At 70.7% G+C, this 18,072-nt stretch carries 20 protein-coding genes and 1 pseudogene; 10 read left to right on the forward strand and 11 right to left on the reverse strand.

The features are described from left to right. Positions 1 to 7 precede the first annotated feature (7 nt). Positions 8 to 841, forward strand: a complete 834-nt coding sequence (gene nadE / locus ACWDSJ_RS25320; protein ID WP_450034710.1) for an ammonia-dependent NAD(+) synthetase — start codon at positions 8 to 10, stop codon at positions 839 to 841. A gap of 75 nt (positions 842 to 916) precedes the next feature. On the opposite strand, the gene ACWDSJ_RS25325 is transcribed toward nadE, so the two are convergent. Both ACWDSJ_RS25325 and moaA read right to left on the reverse strand, forming a co-directional pair. Further along, positions 917 to 1,159 (reverse strand): MoaD/ThiS family protein, encoded by a 243-nt coding sequence (locus ACWDSJ_RS25325; RefSeq protein WP_387369874.1) that lies wholly within the window; start codon positions 1,157 to 1,159, stop codon positions 917 to 919. Then, a complete protein-coding gene (gene moaA, locus ACWDSJ_RS25330) occupies positions 1,152 to 2,210 on the reverse strand; it encodes a GTP 3',8-cyclase MoaA (RefSeq protein WP_450034712.1) in 1,059 nt (352 codons plus the stop codon). The genes ACWDSJ_RS25325 and moaA overlap by 8 nt, the downstream gene beginning before the upstream one ends. Before the next feature lie 110 nt (positions 2,211 to 2,320). Between moaA and ACWDSJ_RS25335 the strand changes: the two genes are divergently transcribed. Further along, positions 2,321 to 3,391: an alpha/beta fold hydrolase gene (locus ACWDSJ_RS25335; protein ID WP_450034714.1), complete on the forward strand. Its 1,071-nt coding sequence runs from the start codon at positions 2,321 to 2,323 to the stop codon at positions 3,389 to 3,391. Here ACWDSJ_RS25335 and ACWDSJ_RS25340 read toward each other — a convergent pair. Beyond that, positions 3,376 to 3,849: an ArsR/SmtB family transcription factor gene (locus ACWDSJ_RS25340; RefSeq protein ID WP_450034715.1), complete on the reverse strand. Its 474-nt coding sequence runs from the start codon at positions 3,847 to 3,849 to the stop codon at positions 3,376 to 3,378. The two genes, ACWDSJ_RS25335 and ACWDSJ_RS25340, sit on opposite strands and share 16 nt — an antisense overlap. A gap of 30 nt (positions 3,850 to 3,879) precedes the next feature. Further along, positions 3,880 to 4,560: a PAS and ANTAR domain-containing protein gene (locus ACWDSJ_RS25345; RefSeq protein ID WP_387369866.1), complete on the reverse strand. Its 681-nt coding sequence runs from the start codon at positions 4,558 to 4,560 to the stop codon at positions 3,880 to 3,882. A gap of 123 nt (positions 4,561 to 4,683) precedes the next feature. On the opposite strand from ACWDSJ_RS25345, the gene ACWDSJ_RS25350 reads away from it, so the two are divergent. Genes ACWDSJ_RS25350 through ACWDSJ_RS25365 form a run of 4 tightly spaced genes read left to right on the forward strand, consistent with a single transcriptional unit; the run spans position 4,684 to position 7,706 of the window. Next, on the forward strand, positions 4,684 to 4,869 hold the full coding sequence (locus ACWDSJ_RS25350) for a hypothetical protein (RefSeq protein ID WP_450034717.1): 186 nt from the start codon (positions 4,684 to 4,686) through the stop codon (positions 4,867 to 4,869). 38 nt (positions 4,870 to 4,907) lie between these two features. Beyond that, positions 4,908 to 6,110, forward strand: coding sequence for a molybdopterin molybdotransferase MoeA (locus tag ACWDSJ_RS25355; RefSeq protein WP_450034718.1), 1,203 nt, complete (start codon positions 4,908 to 4,910; stop codon positions 6,108 to 6,110). After that, the gene (moaCB, locus tag ACWDSJ_RS25360) at positions 6,107 to 7,288 is read left to right on the forward strand and encodes a bifunctional molybdenum cofactor biosynthesis protein MoaC/MoaB (RefSeq protein ID WP_450034720.1); all 1,182 of its coding nucleotides are present in this window, start codon (positions 6,107 to 6,109) and stop codon (positions 7,286 to 7,288) included. Before ACWDSJ_RS25355 ends, moaCB begins: the two co-directional genes overlap by 4 nt. Continuing rightward, positions 7,281 to 7,706 (forward strand): molybdenum cofactor biosynthesis protein MoaE, encoded by a 426-nt coding sequence (locus ACWDSJ_RS25365; protein WP_450034721.1) that lies wholly within the window; start codon positions 7,281 to 7,283, stop codon positions 7,704 to 7,706. The genes moaCB and ACWDSJ_RS25365 overlap by 8 nt, the downstream gene beginning before the upstream one ends. 3 nt (positions 7,707 to 7,709) lie before the next feature. Here ACWDSJ_RS25365 and ACWDSJ_RS25370 read toward each other — a convergent pair whose 3' ends face one another. Then, on the reverse strand, positions 7,710 to 8,144 hold the full coding sequence (locus ACWDSJ_RS25370) for a MarR family winged helix-turn-helix transcriptional regulator (protein WP_450034722.1): 435 nt from the start codon (positions 8,142 to 8,144) through the stop codon (positions 7,710 to 7,712). Between the two features lie 83 nt (positions 8,145 to 8,227). Between ACWDSJ_RS25370 and ACWDSJ_RS25375 the strand changes: the two genes are divergently transcribed. Further along, positions 8,228 to 9,136, forward strand: coding sequence for an LLM class F420-dependent oxidoreductase (locus ACWDSJ_RS25375; RefSeq protein WP_450034723.1), 909 nt, complete (start codon positions 8,228 to 8,230; stop codon positions 9,134 to 9,136). A 95-nt stretch (positions 9,137 to 9,231) separates the two neighbouring features. On the opposite strand, the gene ACWDSJ_RS25380 is transcribed toward ACWDSJ_RS25375, so the two are convergent. Then, complete coding sequence (locus ACWDSJ_RS25380; RefSeq protein ID WP_450034725.1) at positions 9,232 to 10,599, reverse strand: nucleobase:cation symporter-2 family protein; 1,368 nt, start codon at positions 10,597 to 10,599, stop codon at positions 9,232 to 9,234. 173 nt (positions 10,600 to 10,772) lie between these two features. On the opposite strand from ACWDSJ_RS25380, the gene pucL reads away from it, so the two are divergent. Then, positions 10,773 to 11,693, forward strand: a complete 921-nt coding sequence (gene pucL, locus ACWDSJ_RS25385; RefSeq protein ID WP_450034726.1) for a factor-independent urate hydroxylase — start codon at positions 10,773 to 10,775, stop codon at positions 11,691 to 11,693. Here the strand turns inward: pucL and ACWDSJ_RS25390 are convergent. The 3 genes from ACWDSJ_RS25390 to ACWDSJ_RS25400 all read right to left on the reverse strand — a co-directional run bounded on the left by ACWDSJ_RS25390 (position 11,675) and on the right by ACWDSJ_RS25400 (position 14,468). Then, positions 11,675 to 13,165 carry a helix-turn-helix domain-containing protein gene (locus ACWDSJ_RS25390; protein WP_450034728.1) on the reverse strand — a complete coding sequence of 497 codons (1,491 nt, stop codon included), beginning with the start codon at positions 13,163 to 13,165 and terminating at the stop codon, positions 11,675 to 11,677. The genes pucL and ACWDSJ_RS25390 overlap by 19 nt on opposite strands. A gap of 91 nt (positions 13,166 to 13,256) precedes the next feature. Continuing rightward, positions 13,257 to 14,315, reverse strand: coding sequence for a CobW family GTP-binding protein (locus tag ACWDSJ_RS25395; RefSeq protein ID WP_450034730.1), 1,059 nt, complete (start codon positions 14,313 to 14,315; stop codon positions 13,257 to 13,259). Positions 14,316 to 14,333: 18 nt separating this feature from the next. Continuing rightward, a complete protein-coding gene (locus ACWDSJ_RS25400) occupies positions 14,334 to 14,468 on the reverse strand; it encodes a hypothetical protein (protein WP_450034906.1) in 135 nt (44 codons plus the stop codon). 192 nt (positions 14,469 to 14,660) lie between these two features. On the opposite strand from ACWDSJ_RS25400, the gene ACWDSJ_RS25405 reads away from it, so the two are divergent. Beyond that, positions 14,661 to 15,110 (forward strand): hypothetical protein, encoded by a 450-nt coding sequence (locus ACWDSJ_RS25405; protein ID WP_450034908.1) that lies wholly within the window; start codon positions 14,661 to 14,663, stop codon positions 15,108 to 15,110. A 759-nt stretch (positions 15,111 to 15,869) separates the two neighbouring features. Here ACWDSJ_RS25405 and ACWDSJ_RS25410 read toward each other — a convergent pair. Beyond that, positions 15,870 to 16,583 (reverse strand): annotated as a pseudogene (locus ACWDSJ_RS25410) (N-acetylmuramoyl-L-alanine amidase); the annotation flags it as partial. 312 nt (positions 16,584 to 16,895) lie between these two features. Then, positions 16,896 to 17,459: a sigma-70 family RNA polymerase sigma factor gene (locus ACWDSJ_RS25415; protein ID WP_387369842.1), complete on the reverse strand. Its 564-nt coding sequence runs from the start codon at positions 17,457 to 17,459 to the stop codon at positions 16,896 to 16,898. Between the two features lie 184 nt (positions 17,460 to 17,643). On the opposite strand from ACWDSJ_RS25415, the gene ACWDSJ_RS25420 reads away from it, so the two are divergent. Beyond that, positions 17,644 to 18,048 (forward strand): hypothetical protein, encoded by a 405-nt coding sequence (locus tag ACWDSJ_RS25420; RefSeq protein WP_450034732.1) that lies wholly within the window; start codon positions 17,644 to 17,646, stop codon positions 18,046 to 18,048. The last annotated feature ends 24 nt before the right edge of the window (positions 18,049 to 18,072 follow it).

Consider the following 18,072-nt stretch of genomic DNA (forward strand, 5'->3'; position numbering starts at 1 on the left):
GACGACCATGCGCGAACAGATCATCGCCGAACTGGGCGTCCGACCGCGGATCGACCCGAAGGACGAGATCCGCCGCCGGGTCGAATTCCTGAAGGACTACCTGAGATCAACGCCCGCAACGGGTTTCGTGCTCGGGATCAGCGGCGGCCAGGATTCGACGCTGGCGGGTCGGCTGGGTCAGCTCGCCGCCGAGGAGCTGCGCGCCGAAGACCGCGCGGCCACCTTCGTCGCGGTCCGGCTGCCCTACGGCGTGCAGGCCGACGCGCACGACGCCCGCGTCGCGCTCGACTTCATCCGGCCCGACCGGGAGATCGAGGTGAACATCAAGCCCGGCGCCGACGCCGTGGCCGCGGAATCGGCCGCGGGCCTGCGCGACTTGCTCGGCGGTGAACCGCGATTGCGCGATTTCGTGCGCGGCAACATCAAGGCCCGCGAACGCATGGTCGTCCAATACTCGATCGCCGGTCAGCTGAACCTGCTGGTCGTCGGGACCGATCACGCGGCCGAGGCGGTGACCGGCTTCTTCACCAAGTACGGCGACGGCGGCGCGGACATCACCCCGCTCGCCGGCCTCACCAAACGCCAGGGCGCGGCCCTGCTGCGCGAACTCGGCGCACCCGAGAGCACCTGGCGCAAGGTGCCGACCGCCGACCTCGAGGACGACCGACCCGCCCTGCCCGACGAGGTCGCCCTCGGCCTGAAGTACGCCGATATCGACGCCTACCTCGAGGGCGAGGACGTCGCGCCGGAGATCGCCGAGCGCATCGAGTCGATCTACACGACGACCCGACACAAGCGCGCACTTCCGGTGTCACCCTTCGACACCTGGTGGCGAAACTGACGCACTCGAAACACCTGATGGCCGAACGGGATTCAGTCCCGCGCTGCCCTCGAACACCTGCTGCCAGAACGGGATTCAGCCCCCCGCGAACGGCGGCAGCACATCCACCCGCGCGGCCAGGGGCGCGGTGTCGTCGCGGGTGAGCTCGTCGCCGATGAGGAACGCGCAAACCTTCAGCATCGGATCCAGCTCCGGCCCGTAGGCGCGCGCGAGGACGCGGCGCAGGTCCGCGACGGTGGCCTCGCCGGGGAGGTCGAGCTGTTCGCTGGCCTTGCCGACCGCGTCGGCGATCGCGGCGAAATAGCGGACCTCAACCACCGATCGCTCCCATCGTCCGTTCGGGGGGCACGAATCCGGCGGCGTCGATGCCGTGCCCGGCCCACTTGTTCCACATCGCGCCGCGCCACAGCGTGGCCAGCTCGTCGTCGCTCGCGCCCGCGCGCAGCGGCGTGCGCAGATCGTATTCCTGATCGCTGAACAGGCACGAGCGGATCATGCCGTCGGCGGTGAGACGGGTGCGGTCGCAGTCGCCGCAGAATTTGCGGGTCACCGAGGCGATGATGCCGACGGTCGCCGGGCCGCCGTCGACCAGCCAGTTCTCCGCGGGCGCGGACGGGTCCGTCCGGCCGACCTCGGTGAGGGTGAAGCGGGCGCCGAGCGCGTCGAGCAGGTCGGCGGCGGTGACCATCTCGGCCCGCGCCCATTCGTGATCGGCGTCGAGCGGCATCTCCTCGATGAAGCGCAACTCGCAGCCCTCGTCCAGGCACCAGCGCAGCAGATCGCTTGCGCCGGACAGGGTTTCGCGCATGAGCACGGCGTTCACCTTGACCGGCGCGAGACCGGACCGCTGGGCCGCGCGAATTCCGGCCAGCACCGCGGGCAGCCGATCGCGCCGGGTGAGGGCGGCGAACGCGGCACGGTCGGCGGTGTCGAGGGAGACGTTGACCCGGTTCAGACCCGCCCGAGCCAGCCCGGCCGCGCGATGCTCGAGTCCGACCGCGTTGGTGGTCATGGCCAGCGGCGTCGCGGGCAGTTCCGCGCGGCAGCCCGCCACGATGCGCTCCAGATCGCGGCGCATGAGCGGTTCCCCACCGGTGAAACGGACCTCGTTCACCCCGAGCTCGCGCACGGCTAGCGCCACGACCCGCACGATCTCCTCGACCGAGAGCAACTCGTCGGCCGGGATCGCGGGCAGCCCCTCCTCGGGCATGCAGTACGTGCAGCGCAGCGAGCACTTCTCGGTGATGGAGACGCGCAGATCCCGCGCCACCCGCCCGAACCGGTCGACCAGGTATGGCGTGTCGGGCCTGCCGTCCAACGTGGGGCGCTTGCCCCGCACGGCGGGAATGCCCATCACAACCACGGTCACGGCTCCCATTATTGCCACCTCCCGAGGGGACGGACAGCCGAAGGCCCGTGGCCTGGCGGTTCGGCCCATGCTACGTTTGTACGCGTATATACGTACAATATGGAGGTGTCATGGCGATCTCCTCGCCGATCCGCCGGTGGTGGCGGATCCTGTGGCCGACCGCGCTGGCCGTCGTTCTCGGCGTCGTTGCGGGCGTAGCGGTTTCGCACGCGGACGCCGGACCGGTTCCGTCGGCCGCACCGGCGTGCGCGGCCGGAGAGGAACCGCGCAGTCCGGGCTACGACGCGGCGACCAGGGACGATCCGGCGTTCACGAGCGCGTTCCGGCACTGCTTCACGACCGTGGACGGGGTGCAGATGCACTACGTCATCGGCGGAACGGGCCCGCAGCCGCTGGTGCTGCTGCACGGCTGGCCGGAGAGCTGGTACGAGTACCACGAGGTCATGCCGAGGCTGCTGCCCGGCCGCACGGTGATCGCGATCGACCTGCCGGGCCTGGGCGACAGCACGGGAGAACTCCCGTCGTACACGAAAACGACCATGGCCCGGTATGTTTCGGGCCTGCTGACCAGAATCGGCGTCGAGCGCGAAACCCGCGTCGTGGCACACGATTTCGGCGTCGGGGTCGCCTACGCGCTCGCCGCCGAGCATCGTGATCAGGTGGCCGGGCTGTTCCTCATGGACTTCCCGCTGGTCGGGCGGAATCTCACCTTCGCGTCCGTACAGCCCCTGTCCTGGCACTTCTCGTTCAATGTGCAGAACCCCTTGGCCGAGAAGCTCGTCACCGGCCGCGTCGGCACCTTCCTGGACTACTTCTTCCGCCACAGCGAGGTCTCCGAGCAGGCCCGCGCGAGCGCCACCCACGAATTGCCCGTCGCCCCAGCGTCTTTGGCCGAGTACGTCCGCGTCTACTCCCGCCCGCAGGTCCTGCACGCGGGCTTCGAGCTGTATCGCACCTGGAGCGCCGACGAGGCCGAGAACGCCGCGCTGCAACAGTCGCCGCTGCGCCAACCGGTCCGGATGCTGACCCAGGACGGCCTGAGCGAGGTGATGCTCCCCGCCGTCCGCGACGCCGCCCCCGACGCCTCCGGCGACGAGGTCTCCGGCGCGGGCCACTGGCTGGTGGACCAGCAACCCGACCGCATCGCCGCCGAGATCGACGCCTTCTATCCGGCGTCCTGACCGCGAGCCTCGGCCGCCTCGGCGCCCGCGAGCACGGCGTCCTGACCACGGGCCTCGTCCACTTTGGTACCCGCGAGCGCGGCCTCCGGACCGCGGACCTCGTCCACCTCGGTGCCCGCGAACACGGCCTCCCGACCGCGGGCCTCATCCACCTCGGCGCCCGCGAGCACGGCGTCCAGCAGGCCCGGGTAGCGGGCGTCGAGGTCGGCGCGGCGCAGCTCCAGCAGAAACTCTCTGCCGGAAGCGGTTTGGCGGATGAGCCCGCTCTCACGCAGCACCCGCCAATGATGGGTCATGGTCGATCGGGCGGTGATGCCGAGGACGTTCAGCACGCCGGTGCAGTTGTACTCCCCGCCCGCGTCGAGCACGCGCAGCACCGCGAGTCTGATCGGATGCCCCAGCGCCGACAGCACGGTCTCGATGCGGATCTGATCGCGGGCGGGATGGACGAGCGGCATTGTTCGATTGTACGTGGATCGGCGTAGTCGTCAGTGGTCCTCGCGCGGCACCCGCAGATGCGTGGTCAGCAGCACGTGGTCGAAGGCGCCCACGGTCTCCGCGGAGGCCGGGGGCACCATCGGCAGGTCGTTCATGAGCTGGGCGGCGAGGACCCGCAGTTTCACATTGGTCTCCTGCGACCGCCAGACCAGCACCCGGAACGCCTGGTCCGCGCTGATCCGATACATCCGCATGAGCACGCCCTTGGCCTGCTCGATCACCGCCCGCGCCTCGGCCAGCTCCGAGACGGCCGCGGTGACCGCCGCGTTCTCCGCCTCGGCCAGGGTCGAGGTGAGATCGATGTAGAAGCCGGTCGTGCCGACCGCGCCGCCCTGGGCGTCGAGGATCCGATCGGCCACGACCATCACCTGATGTTCGCGGCCCGCGGTGTCGAGGAACCGGTGCCTGCTGGAGAACGGTTCGCCGTGCTCGACCGCGCGGGTGATCAGCTCGGCGACGTGTTCGCGATCGTCGGGATGTTTGTGCTCGAGCAGCAGTTCGGTGGTCGGCTCGATCTCGCCGGGCACGTACCCGTGCATTCGGTACACCTCCGCCGACCACTCCCACCGCCGGGTGGCGAACCAGAAGCGGAAGCTGCCCGCCCGCGGCGCGGCGCCCTCGGCATCCGCCAACACGGCATCGTCGGATTCGGTCGTTCCCGGCTCACTCACCCGATCAGTATCCTCGCCCGCCGCCGTCGCGCTGTGAAAAGCCCCCATCCGGCACCGGTCCGGTCACGAATACCACACAGCGGCGGGATGACCATCCACGGAAGCCGACGCAGGAGGGGAGCCATGGCAACCGACACCACCAACCACGCGGCCCGACGCTTGCTCACCGCCGTCCTCGCCGCCGGTTACCACTCGGTCGAGGACTTCATCCGCCACCTGCACGCCGACCCCCTCGCCGACACCGTCGTGCTCCCCCCGCGAATCGTGGCCGCCGAATCCCGCCGCCCCAAACACGCCCGCGAGGATTAGCCGGGAACCGTCCGGTCCGGGATGACTACTCTGACCTCATGACGATCCGGCCCACGACCTCGGCGCGCTCGGTCGACGAGCACCGCGAGCACGTCGAGCAACTGCTGCGTCCGCTCGCCCTGCGCGATGTCGCGGAGGTGTCGATGACCGAGGTGCTGGGTCGGGTGCTGGCGCGGGACGTGCGGTCGCCGCTGGATCTGCCGGTGTTCCGCAATTCCGGGATGGACGGGTACGCGGTGCGGGCGGAGTCGGTGGCCGTCACGCCCGTGACGCTGCCGCTGGCCGGGGTGGTGGCCGCCGGGCAGACCGGGCAGACACCGCTACCGCCGGGCGCGGCGATGAAGGTGATGACGGGTGCGCCGATCCCGCCGGGCGCCGACTGTGTGGTGCCGGTGGAGGACACCCGCGTCGACGGCTCCGAGGTGATCATCGAAAAGGGCCGTCGCGCAGGGGATTTCGTGCGCGAGGCGGGTACCGACGCGCGGGCCGGCGATCTGCTGGTGCCGGCGGGGACGCTCGTCGCGCCCCGGCACGTCGCGGCGCTCGCGGCCGTGGGCCTGGCGCGGCTGCCGGTCTTCCGGCGGGTGCGCGCGGCGGTGCTCACCACCGGCGACGAACTCGTCTCGGCGGGCGCGTCGTTGCGGCCCGGCCAGATCTACAACTCCAACGGGATCGCGCTGGCGTCCGCGCTGGCCGTCAACGGCGTGGAGGTGGTCTCGGTCGAGCACAGCCGCGACGACGCGGGCGAGTTCCAGAACAAACTGGGCCGCGCCACCGAGGTCGCGGATGTGGTCTTCACCTCCGGCGGGGTGTCCAAGGGCGACTTCGAGGTGGTCAAGGACGTATTGTCCACGCGCGGAGGCGATTTCGGCACGGTGGCGGTGCAACCCGGCGGGCCGCAGGGCGTCACGGTCGTCGACGGCGTGCCGGTGCTGAGCTTCCCCGGCAATCCGGTGAGCACCGTGGTGTCGTTCGAGGTGTTCGCCCGTCCCGTCCTGCGCGAGCTGTCGGGGCTGCCGCCCGTTCCGAAATGCGAGGTGCCGCTGCTGGATTCGGCGCGCTCCCCGGCGGGCCGCCGCCAGTATCTGCGCGGGCGCATGGAGATCGACGGGGTGGCGCTGGCCTCGGGACCGGGTTCGCACCTGGTGGCGACCATGGCCCAGGCCGACGTCCTGATCGACGTGCCCGAGGAGGTCACCGAGCTGGCGGCCGGATCGCTTGTGACAGTGTGGGAGCTATGAGCGAGCTGTCGCATCTGGATTCCGAGGGCCGCGCCCGCATGGTGGACGTGAGCGCCAAGGCCGACACCACGCGCGTGGCGGTCGCGGCGGGCGCGCTGCGCACCACCCCCGAGGTGATCGCGCTCGTCCGCGCGGACGACATGCCCAAGGCCGACGTCCTCGCCACCGCCCGCATCGCCGGGATCGCGGGCGCGAAGAAGACCTCCGAACTCATCCCCCTCTGCCACCAGCTGGCCCTGTCCTCGGTCCGCGTCGAATTCGCCTTCACCGCCGACGCCATCACCATCGAGGCCACCGCGAAGACCAAGGGCCCCACCGGCGTCGAGATGGAGGCCCTCACCGCCGTCGCCGTCGCGGGCCTCACCCTGCACGACATGGTCAAGGCCGTCGACCCCGCCGCCGTCCTCACCGACATCCGGCTAGTCACCAAGGACGGCGGCAAACACGGCCACTGGGAGCGCCCGAAAACACCTGCCGCCCAGGAAGATTCCCAGCCCGCCCCGGTCGGGGCGGCGAATGTCGCGCACCGGGCGGCTCGAGACGCGAACAGCGCAGGCTCCCGCGCGACGAACCACGACGCGCCCGCCGAAGGGTCCGACGCTAAGGGCACCCACCTCGCGCCCGCCGAAGGGACCGGCATGAAGGGCGCCCACCCCGCGCACGGGACCGGCACCACGCACGCCCACCCCCCGCGCGCCGAAGGCTCCCGCACGGCGGCCGTCCTCGTCGCCTCGACCGGCGTCGCGGCCGGAACGCGGGTCGACAAGACCGGCCCCGTTCTCGCGGAATGGCTGGCCGCGCAAGGTTTTTCGGTGCGCGGCCCCCTCGTGTACGCCGACGCCGATATCGCCGCCGGGCTCGCCGACGCGCTCACCGGCGCGCCGGGGCTGCTCGTCACTACCGGCGGCACCGGGGCCTCCCCGACCGACGCGACTCCCGAGGCGACCCGGGCCGTCCTCGACCGGGAACTGCCGGGGGTGGCGGACGCGATCCGGGCGCGCGGCACCGCGACGTTCCCCCTGGCCGCTCTCAGCCGCGGCGTCGCGGGGCTGGCCGGACGCACCGTCGTGGTGAATCTGCCCGGCTCCCCCGGTGGCGTGCGCGACGGGATGGCGGTGCTGGAACCCCTGTTGGATCATCTGCTGGCGCAGGTCGCCGGAGGAGGCGGACATGAGTGAGCTGGTGCGGCTCACCGCGATCGTGGACACCCCGCTGGACCCGGACGCGGTCGAGGCGGCGGTGAGCGGACCCGAGTACGGCGCGGTCGTGGTGTTCACCGGCAAGGTGCGCGATCACGATGGCGGACAGGCGGTTTCGGCGCTGGAGTACTCCGCGCACCCGCAGGCCGACCGCTTCCTGCACACGATCTGCGCCGAGGTCGCCGCCGCCGCGAATCTGCCCGTCGCGGCCGTGCACCGGATCGGCGCCCTCGGCGTCGGCGACCTGGCCGTGACGGTGGCCGTCGCCGCGCCGCATCGCGCCGAGGCATTCGGCACCTGCGCCGAACTCGTCGACCGCATCAAACACGAGGTGCCGATCTGGAAGCGACAGCGCTTCGCCGACGGCATGTCGGAATGGGTGAACGCCTGCGGCTGAACGCTATTCCTCGCGGGTGAGGTTGCGTTCGATCGCCCGCAGGCTCGCCACCAGGAACGCGCGTTCGCCGGGATTTAGGGTCGCCAGCGCGCGGGCGACCAGCCGTTCGCTCTCCGCCTCGATGGCGTGCTCGAGCTCGCGCCCCCGCTCGGTGAGACGCAGGCGCACGAGCCGCCGATCGGTGGCGTGCGGTTCGCGGCGGAGCAGTCCCGCAGTCTCCATGCGCGTGGTCGCGCGGGTGACCGTCGGCGTCGACAGATTCAGCCGTTTGGCGACCTCGCCCGGCGTGAGCCCGTCCTCGGCCCACAGGCAGCGCAGGATGAACTGCTGTCCCTCGTAGACGCCGTGCTGGGCGTAGGCGGTGGCGGCGGCGTTCATCATCGCGTGTTTGGCCGCCCAGAACGCGTTCTGGAATTCGGCCTCGGGCTGGTCGGTCATGGTGGACTCAGCGTAGGGTATTGAATTCGTTAGTCGGCTCACGATAGTGTCATTGTCCGGCTAACAACTTAAGGGTGTGCGCGATGAAGCTGGGTCTTGCCTTCTCCGATTTCTCCTGGGACGTCCCCACCGAGCGGCTCGGTCCGCTCCTGGCCGACCTCGCCGGTCGGGCCGACGACGCGGGCTTCGACAGCCTGTGGGTGATGGACCACTTCTTCCAGATCTACCTGTCCGGGCGGCCGCCGGAGTCACCGTTGCCGGAAGCCTATGCGACACTGGGCTTTCTGGCCGCGCACACGCGCCGCGTCCGGCTCGGCACCCTGGTCACCTCGGTGGCCTACCGGCATCCGGGCGTCCTGCTCAAACAGGTCACCTCGCTGGACGTATTCAGCGGCGGCCGAATGTATTTCGGCATCGGCGCGGGCGCGCACATCGATCCGGAACCCATGGGACCGGGAACGCGATGGGAGGCAGAGGGGCTGGGCATCCCGTTCCCGCGCCTCGGCGAGCGGTTCGAACGGCTGGAGGAGACGTTGCGGATCGCCGAGCTGATGTGGAGCGAGGACGAGAGCGTCTACGAGGGAAGGCATTACACGCTGATGCGAACCCTCAACTCGCCCAACTCGATTCAGCGCCCGCACCCGCCGATCCTGGTCGCGGGCGGCGGCGAACGCAAGACGCTGCGAATGGTCGCCCGCTACGCCGACGCCTGCAATATCTCGGACATGCCCGAGATCGGCCTCGGCAACGACGTCGCCCACAAGCTCGACGTGCTGCGCAAACACTGCGCGGATCTGGGCCGCGACTACGCCGAGATCGAGAAGACCGTGGGCATGCGCTACGACCCCGAGCGGGTGGACCGCTTCCGCGACCGCGTCCACGAACTGGCCGAACTCGGCTTCGACCACGCCATGCTCGCCCCGACGGTCCCGTGGACCGCCGAGAGTCTGGCGGATCTGGCCGAGCTGCTGCCCGAGATCCACGCGCTCTGATCCCCGCGACGGCCTCACCCGGACGACCCGTCGAGAAACCGACCCGCGAGCACGCCGAACCGCCCCCAGGTCGACGACGGGGCACGTCGAACGGCTCACGCGGTGACGGCGTCAGGGGTATCTCCCGCGGCGGTCGGGCGGACGATGGCGTCCCGGCGCGCGATCGCGCCGACGCGGGTGTGGTTGAACACGAGGTTGAGCGCGAACGACGTGACGGCGGCCAGGGTGATTCCACTGTTCAGCAGGATCTGCGCCGAGGAAGGGAATTTCGTGAACATGTCCTTGGTCAGCACCGGGATAAGCCCCACGCCGATCGACACCGCGGCGATGGTGAAGTTCACCCGGTCGGTCAGATCGGCCCGGCGCAGGGTGTCGACGCCGACGACGGTGATGGTCGCGAACAGCACCAGCCCCACCCCGCCCACCACCGGCCCCGGCACCGCGGCCACCACCGCGCCGAGGCGCGGAACCAGGCCCAGCGCAACGAGAATCGCGCCGCTCACCGCGGTCACATAGCGGCTGTGCACGCGGGTGGTGGCGACCGCGCCGACGTTCTGGTTGAACACGGTGTCCACGAACGAGCCGAACACCCCGGCCAGCACTGCCGACAGCCCGTCCCCGGCCAGCCCGCAGGCGATGTCGTTGCGGCTCAGGCGTTTTCCGGTGATCTCGCTCACCGCGAGCAGGCTCGCGGTCGATTCGGCGAACACCACGGCCACGACGACGCTCATCGTCACCACGCCCGCGAGCGGGAACTCCGGCGCGCCGAAGCGGAACGGCCGCGGCAGCCCGAACCACGCCGCGGCCGAGACGCCGTCCAGATGCAGCAGCCCCAGCGGAATCGCCAGCGCCACACCGGCTATCAGCGCGATCAACACCCCGAGCCGCGACCACACGCCCCGGCCCAGGCACGTCAGCACGGTCGCGATCACCAGCACCACCGCGGCCAGCGCGAGCCGCGCGGGCGCGCCGAACGAGTCGGCCTTCGGATCGCTGCCCACGATCAGCCCGCCCGCCACGCCGATCAGCGAGACGCCGACGACGGTCAGCACCGTGCCCGAGACCAGCGGCGGGAAGTAGCGCACGATCATCGCGAACGGCCACGCCAGCGCCAGCCCGACCAGGCCCCCGATCAGCATCGAGCCGTACACCGCGGGCAGGCCGTATTGCTGGGCGATGAGGATCATCGGGGTGAGCGCCACGAATGTCGCGCCGCACACGATGGGCAGCCGCGCGCCGAGCACACGCCCGACCCCGAGGCTCTGCACGACCGTGATCACCCCGGCGACCAGCAGATCGGCGCTGATGAGCAGCCCGATGGTGGCCCGGTCCAGTCCGGCCGCCGCGCCGAAGACCAGCGGTACCGTGACGCAGCCGGTGTACATGATGAGCACGTGCTGAACCCCGAACAGCGCGAGCTGCCCGAGCGGCAACCGGGTGTCGACGGATTGCGGTGTGGTCATGGGTGACTCCGTGACGGGTAGCTCCGGCGGACGCCGGATGACGAGAATCCAACGGTAGAGCCGCCGCCGCGCGGTCCGGCTCGTGCGCGCGGCCAGAAAGCCGGGTGCGGGCGGGGTACGGATTTGTGCGAAGTACAGGACCGGGCGCGGGCGCGGTGCGCCAGAGTGAGGGCATGACCGCTATGTCCGGCAAGATCGTCCTCGGCCCGAACCGGTACGGCAAGGCCGAGAACCGCGTGGTGCGCGTCTATCGGGACACCGACCGACACGAGATCCGCGATCTGAACGTATCCACCTGTCTGCACGGCGATTTCGACGCCGCGCACGTGTCCGGCGATCAGGGCGCCGTGCTGCCCACCGATTCGCAGAAGCAGACCGTCTACACCTACGCCAAGACCCACGGCGCGGGCAGCGTCGAGGACTACGGGCTGGCACTGGCCCGGCACTTCGTCGACGACATCGCGCCCGTGCGGTCGGCCCGAATCGAGATCGAGGAGTACGCCTGGGAGCGGGTGCTCGTCGAGGGCCGCCCGCACGAACACACCTGGACCCGTACCGGACCCGAGGTGCGGGTCGCGGCGATCACCGTGGCGGGCCGCGCGTCCGACCGCCGGGAGTGGGTGATCGGCGGGGTCAAGGATCTGGTGATCCTGAAATCGACGGGTTCGGAGTTCGGCGGCTTCCTGACCGATCCGTTCACCGTGCTGGAGCCGACCACGGATCGGGTGCTGGCGACCAGTCTGGACGTGCGCTGGCGCTTCGCCGCCGCCCCGGACGATTGGGATGCCGCGTACGCGGGCATCCGGGCGGTGCTGGTGGAACGGTTCGCGGTCCTGCACTCGAAGGCGTTGCAGCAGACCCTGTTCGAGATGGGCCGCGCCGCCCTCGAGGCGTATCCGTGTCTGGCCGAGATCCGGCTGTCGGCCCCGAACAAACATCACTTCTCCTACGATCTGGGCCGGTTCGGCATCGACAACGCCAACGAGGTGTTCCACGCCGACGACCGCCCGTACGGCCTCATCCAGGCGAGCGTGCTGCGCGAGGACGCGCCCGACGCCGGGATCGCCTGGGACCCCTACACGGGTGCGGTCTGAGCGCCGTACGCCCGCACGGCCAGATACAGGTCGAGCCGGTCGTCGAGCCGCCCCAGATCGCGTCCGGTGAGCTCCTCCACCCGGCCGATCCGGTAGCGAATCGTGTTGAGGTGCAGGTGCATTCGATCCGCGGCGGTACGCCACGATCCGGCGCAGTCGAGGAAGACCTCGAGGGTGCGCAGCAGTCCGGTTCCCGTACGACGGTCGTACTCGAGGAGCGGGCCGAGCACCCGGGCGGCGAAACGGCGTTGCAGGTCGTCCGGTACGGCGGTGAGCAGGCCGACCGCCGAATCCACCTCGGCGATCCGCACGATCACCGCGGCGTCCCCGAGGGTCGAGGCCGCGGCGGCCGCGGAAGCCACCGCACCGGAGGGCGATTCGCCGGGGCGGGCGGCGCTGACGCCGACGCGCAGGGTGAATCCGCGCACGGCCGGGCGCAGTCGGTTCAGGTGCCGAGTCAGCCGGGTCGCGACGTCCCGTTCGGATCCCGTGGTCCAGGCCACCACGCGCCCGTACCGGTCCACCTCGGTGGTCGCGCCGGGCAGGATGTCGTGCACGAGTACGCGGAGTTCCTCCGGGGCGAGCCGCGGCCGGTCGGATTCGGGCGGGATTTCCCGGTCCTCGACTCGTCGCGGGGCGGTCGTATCGGCCACGACGGCGACCGCGGCGTCCGCGTCCGGGATCGTGTGGTCGCTCAGTTCCCAGCGGAGCCGGAGGCGTTCACGATGGCGCATTCGGTACAGTTCGGCGATGGGGGCGAGATCGGAGCCGATATCCTCGGTGTCGGTCTCGGCGCGAACCACCAAGTACCACAATGTGATTCGATCGCCCAGGCGACTGCCGACGGAATGGATCGTGTAGCCGCCGGACGTGGTGAGGGGCAGCCGGGGCGCGGCGGCGGCCGCGGCGATCAGGGTGTCGATCTCGGTGTCGGCGAGCGGGGCGGTGCCCGCGACGAGCGCACCCGTGGCGGTCAGCAGCCACGCGGAAGCCGTTCGGTCCGTGGCGAATTCGGTGAGCAGGTGGCGGGCGTCGCCGCCGTCGGCGACCGCGGCGAGCAGGCGACGCTGGCGGGCGAAGCCGGATTCGACACGGCGCAAACGAGTTTCGGCCCGGCGGGCGGCGAGGTGTTCGATGATGCGGCTGAACGGCAGCGACCGCGGGGCCTCCAGCAGGGGCAGGCCGTGCGCGCGGCAGGCGGTGATCACATCGTCGGGGACGTGGCCGTGCAGCGTCCGCCCGGCCGCGATCGCCGCCGCCCCCGCCTCGGCGAGCAGGCCGATGTAGGGGTCGCTGTCGCGGGGGCCGCGGCGCCACACCAGGCCGGTGCAGACCAGCGCGCCGGGGGTGACGAACGGGGCCGGGTCGGGCATATCGGTGACGCAGGCACGGTCGACGCGCCGATCGAGCGCGTGCTCACCGTGCAGCAGCCGCAGGCCCAGCGGCTCGGCCAACATCTCGCGCAACTGCACGGCGCACCTCCGGTGAACAAGAGACCAATCTGAGGTCACGGTAGAAGCGCGGTGTTGCCGGGCTGTTTCGCCGATGTCACGGCGGGCGGGATCACTCGGGCACGTCGGCGTAGGCGAGGGCGTCGCTCAGCTCGCGCGGGACGTGATGCCACACGCCGAGCAGGGTCCGGGCGTCCAGGGGCTCGGGATCGGGGTGGACGGTGTCGCGCAGGCGGGCGGTCGCCGCGTGCGCGTCGAGGCCGGAACCGATGAGGACGATGTCGGTGCCGCCGCGGGCGGCGGGGTCGGGTTCGAAGACGATGTGGCGGCCGACGACGTGGAAGAGGAAGCGGCGCTGTTCGCCCTCGACGGCGAAGTCGGCGTGGCCCTTCGCCCGGAACAGGCCCGAGGGCGGGTTCTCCAACAGGGCGACGAGGCGGCGGGGGTCGAGAGGCGTTGCGCTGCTGAAGGTTACGGTGTCGTAGCCGTCGTGCAGGTGGTGGTGGTCGTGGTCGGGATGGTCGGGTTCGGTGAGCAGTGCGTCGAGGCTGAGTTGTTCGGCGACGGTGGGCTCCGGGCGTTCGGGAACGTCGAACAGCAGGTGCGGATCGATCCGGCCGCGTGTGGTGGCGTACACCGGCGCGGGGGCGACGAGTTCCGCGATCTCGCCGCGCAGTCGGTCGAGCCGCTCGGCCGGGACGCGGTCGGCCTTGTTGAGCACCACGAGGTCGGCCAGGCGCAGATGCGTCGCCAGCTCCGGATGCCGGGCGCGGCTGTCGTCGAAATGCTCGGCGTCGACCACCTCGAGCAGGCCGCCGTAGTGAATGCGCGGATTGTCGCTGCCGACCACCATGCGAATCAGATTGCGCGGCTCGGCGAGTCCGCTGGCCTCCACCACGATCAGGTCGATCCGGTTGCGCGGCTGCGCGAGTCGCTCGAACATCTCGTCCAGCTGGTCCACATCGACCGCGCAGCACACGCACCCGTTGCCCAGCGACACCATGGCGTCGACCTGTCCGGCCACCAACATCGCGTCGATGTTCACGGCCCCGAAGTCGTTGACCACCACCCCGATCCGCGCATCCCGCCCGCGCAGCAGGTGGTTCAGCAACGTCGTCTTCCCGGCCCCGAGGAACCCGGCCACGATCAGTACAGGAATACCCCGACCCATCCGAGCAACCTTACCGCCCTACTTCACCCACGGACTGATGAGCGTCGCCACCAAACTGTAGGCGAGATTGACCAACTCCGAATCCACGGTCCCGTCCCCCACCCCCAACGCCTTGGCCAACGGCGCCAACAACCCCAACGCCGCCGTAACCAACGGCCCCACCTGATCCCCGGCCCCGGCCTGCCCCTGCCCAGGCTGCGACTGCGCCCCGGGAGCCTGAGTCCCTGGCTGAGCCTGAACCCCAGGCTGCTGGGTCCCCGGATTGGACGGCGCCCCAGAAGGCCGAACCGCCTGCGGCTGCGTGCCCGGCTGCTGGGTCCCAGGCTGCGGCTGCGCCCCCGGCTGTTGAGCCCCCGACTGCGGCTGAGCCCCAGACTGCTGAACCCCAGGCTGCGGCTGCGCCCCTGGCTGCTGAATCCCGGGCTGCGGCTGCGCCCCCGGCTGTTGAGCCCCCGCCTGCGGCAGAGCCCCGAGCTGCTGAGCCCCCGGTTGCGGCTGCGCACCAGCCTGCTGGGCCCCCAGCTGCGACTGAACCCCAGACTGCTGAGTCCCAGGTTGTGGCTGAGCTCCCGGCTGTTGGGCCCCCAGCTGCGGCTGAGCCCCAAGCTGCTGAGTCCCCTGTTGCGGCTGCGCCCCGGACTGCTGAGCACCTGGTTGCGGCTGAGCTCCCGGCTGTTGAGCCCCGAGCTGCTGCGTCCCCGGTTGCGGCTGAACCCCGGGCTGTTGAATCCCAGGCTGCGGCTGCGAGCCCGACTGTTGGACTCCGGGTTGAGCCTGCGCCCCCGGCTGCGGTGAAACACCGGGCCGCACTTGCTCACTCGATTGCGCCTGCTCTCCCGGCTGCGGCCGCGCATCGGTGCCGGAGTGCCCGGGCGATGGTTGCGGTCCCGGGGCGCTCATCATCCCGGACGGAGGCGTGCCATGAGACGGCTGTGTTCCCGGCTGCCCACCGGGCACGCTCTGGCCGGGGGCCCGACCCTCAGGGGCCGTTTGCGATTGGCCTCCGGCCGAGCCCTGCTCACCCGGACGCGACTGCGGACCGGCAGGTGCTCCCGGAGAGGCCGGAGTCCCCGAGGGGGGCGTCTCCTGAGACGGCTGCGTACCCGAATCTCCCCGGGGCGCAACTTGTTCCGTGCCGGAAGCCTGCGGAGCGGCAGGTATTTCCGACCCCTGCACGCCGCCCGACTGCGCCCCGGGCGCAACCTGTCCCGCACCGGATGCCTGCGGAGCGCCGGGCACAACCTGTTCCGCACCGGGAGTCTTCGGGGCGGGTTGAGCCGGGGCCCCGACCGAGCCCTGCGCTCCCGGCGACTGTGTGCTCGGACTCGGCTGTCCACTCGGAGCGGGCCGTGTCCCGGGCGTGACCGGGGAGCCATCGGGCTTGGTGCGCAACCAATCTCGCGAATCGTGCGGGGCGTCGGGCTGGACGCTGGCGGCCGCCTGGGGGGACGGCGCGGAGATGGAGTCCACCGGGATGTTCAGCAGGTAGCTCACCAGGCCGGTGGTGATGGCGACGGCGTGCTGGAGGCGGCCCTCGGGCGATTCGAGGAGTTGCGCGTCGTCGGGGTTGGCGCCGTTGCCCATCTCGAGGAAGACCTCGGGCACGTGCGTGAGCGCGGGGCCCGCGATGTCGGCGCGGGTCTGTAGACCGTCCACGGCCCCGGCGTAATTCGCGGTCGGGAATCCGGCGTGCAGGTAGGCCGCGCGCATGGTCCGGGTGGCGGCGAGGCCGGTGGAGGACTGGACCCGATCGGCCTCCGGGTCGGGGATCGGCAGCTGCGGGACGATGAGGTGGAAGCCACGATCGGAGGCGGGGGCCCCGTCGGCGTGGATGCTCATGGCGAGATCGGCGCCGGAGGCATTGGCGGCGGCGGCGCGTTCGTCGACGCACCCGCCCCACCCGGAATCGTCCTGGCGGCTCAGCACGACCCGCGCGCCGAGCGCCTCGAGCGATTGCCGGACCATCTGCGCGACGTTCCAGGTGATGGTGTGCTCGGGCACGCCGTGCAGGGTGGTCATGCCGGTGGTCTGACACGCCTTGGTGCCGCCGCGGCCGTCGTTCACCGGGCGATCCAGATTCTCGGCGTGCTCGGACCCTTGATGGCCCGGATCGAGGAAGACCGTCTTGCCCGCGAGCCGCGCGGACAGGACGGACGGCGGATTCTGTGGCGCCGGCCCGGCATGGGCGAGCGCGGGGACCGCGGCGGCGAGGACCGTCGCTCCGACGGCGAGGCAGAGACCGGAACCGAAGACGCTTGGCTGTTTCATGTGCGGACGGCACGCCGCGACGGCGCACCCCTCCCTTCCCACTAGTAACACCAAACCCAGTGGTTAACTCTGACCACGTCAGTATCACACAAGCAAGACCAGTTACTGAACCGTTACCCACATCGCGAGCCACACAGACCGCCGATCCGGCCGGTCGAACCCGCAAAATCCGATCTCGAACCCGCGCGTCGGACCACGACACGCGCCCACCGCCTCCGATCGAGGCATCCGGGCATCACAACCAGCACATTGTCGGCTATCGAACGCCACCCGCGCCGCGAAAGCCCGAAACAGCCCGCCCCCCAGCCGATTTCACGCGCCGATCGGCAACCGCCGCAACGACCGCAACGCGTAGTGCACCCGAGTCTTGACCGTCCCCACCGGAACTCCGAGATCCTCGGCCACGTCCTGATACGCCCGATCCTTGATGATCACCTGCACGACCGCGTCCCGCTGCGCCGCGGGCAGCACGTCCAGCAACTGGGTGACCAGCAGGCCGTCCGCCAGCGTGTCGGCGAAATCCGGTCCGGCCCAACGGCTCTCGGCGTCGACGAGTTCGTCCCAGCTGGTCTCCGAGGGCCGCACCGCGCGCATGCGGCAGATGTCGGTGAGCACATTGCGTTCGATCGACAGCAGCCAGGTCCGCACACTGCCCTTGTCGGGGTCGTAGCTCGCGCACTTGCGCCACGCGCGCAACAGCGTCTCCTGGACGGCGTGTTCGGCCTGTCCGGAATCGCCGAGCCGGCGGACCGCGCGCCAATGCAGCAGTCCCTGATCGGCGGCCAGCACGGCCGCGAGACCCTCGTGGGTGCACAGGCGCGCACAGCGCGCGCGGCACGGGTCGTTGTCCTGAGTGACGGGCCGGAGAACTCTCATGCAGAGATATCGCGGCCCGGACCCGGAACGACATCCATCCCACGCATTTTCCCCCGGATCACAAATTTCGCCGATTTCGACCAAACGGTCCGCTCTGGTCTGATAGACCCGAGTCCCGGAAGCCGCGGGGGCCTTCCGAGGGCCCGACCACCGAAGCCCGGAACAGAGTTCGAGGAGGACCGTCGTGCAGGGACGCACGTTCGTCATCGCGGGGGCCGCGGCCGCCGCGGCCACCATGCTGGGTTCGGGGACCGCGGTCGCCGATCCGGCGACCACCATTCCCGCCGACGGGGTGTACCGCGTGGGCGTGGACATCCAGCCCGGGATCTACGAGACCCCCGGGCGCCCCGACCCGAACACCGGCTGCTTCTGGCGGCGGTTGCGCGAGATCCCGGGCCCCGACGACCATCGCGACCCCAACTCGTTGTTCCTCGACAGCAACTTCACCTACCTCACCCCGGTGCGCGTGCTGATCAAACCCACCGACGTGGGCTTCGCGACGACGAATTGCGGGACGTGGACGCTGGTTCCGCCGCCCCCGAACACGGGCTCCTACGGACCGGGCGGATTGTTCGGCAGCGAGTACTGATCCCGGGACTCCGGGAGCCGGGGC

The sequence above is a fragment of the Nocardia sp. NPDC003482 genome, from assembly GCF_053588115.1.

Excerpts from the sequence above, each read along its gene's own strand:
- ACWDSJ_RS25395 (WP_450034730.1), bottom strand. The coding sequence starts at position 14,315 with ATGGGTCGGGGTATTCCTGTACTGATCGTGGCCGGGTTCCTCGGGGCC.
- ACWDSJ_RS25365 (WP_450034721.1), top strand. The coding sequence starts at position 7,281 with ATGAGTGAGCTGGTGCGGCTCACCGCGATCGTGGACACCCCGCTGGAC.
- ACWDSJ_RS25350 (WP_450034717.1), top strand. The coding sequence starts at position 4,684 with ATGGCAACCGACACCACCAACCACGCGGCCCGACGCTTGCTCACCGCC.
- ACWDSJ_RS25335 (WP_450034714.1), top strand. The coding sequence starts at position 2,321 with ATGGCGATCTCCTCGCCGATCCGCCGGTGGTGGCGGATCCTGTGGCCG.
- ACWDSJ_RS25340 (WP_450034715.1), bottom strand. The coding sequence starts at position 3,849 with ATGCCGCTCGTCCATCCCGCCCGCGATCAGATCCGCATCGAGACCGTG.
- ACWDSJ_RS25370 (WP_450034722.1), bottom strand. The coding sequence starts at position 8,144 with ATGACCGACCAGCCCGAGGCCGAATTCCAGAACGCGTTCTGGGCGGCC.
- ACWDSJ_RS25355 (WP_450034718.1), top strand. The coding sequence starts at position 4,908 with ATGACGATCCGGCCCACGACCTCGGCGCGCTCGGTCGACGAGCACCGC.
- nadE (WP_450034710.1), top strand. The coding sequence starts at position 8 with ATGCGCGAACAGATCATCGCCGAACTGGGCGTCCGACCGCGGATCGAC.
- ACWDSJ_RS25375 (WP_450034723.1), top strand. The coding sequence starts at position 8,228 with ATGAAGCTGGGTCTTGCCTTCTCCGATTTCTCCTGGGACGTCCCCACC.
- pucL (WP_450034726.1), top strand. The coding sequence starts at position 10,773 with ATGACCGCTATGTCCGGCAAGATCGTCCTCGGCCCGAACCGGTACGGC.
- moaCB (WP_450034720.1), top strand. The coding sequence starts at position 6,107 with ATGAGCGAGCTGTCGCATCTGGATTCCGAGGGCCGCGCCCGCATGGTG.
- ACWDSJ_RS25415 (WP_387369842.1), bottom strand. The coding sequence starts at position 17,459 with ATGAGAGTTCTCCGGCCCGTCACTCAGGACAACGACCCGTGCCGCGCG.
- ACWDSJ_RS25380 (WP_450034725.1), bottom strand. The coding sequence starts at position 10,599 with ATGACCACACCGCAATCCGTCGACACCCGGTTGCCGCTCGGGCAGCTC.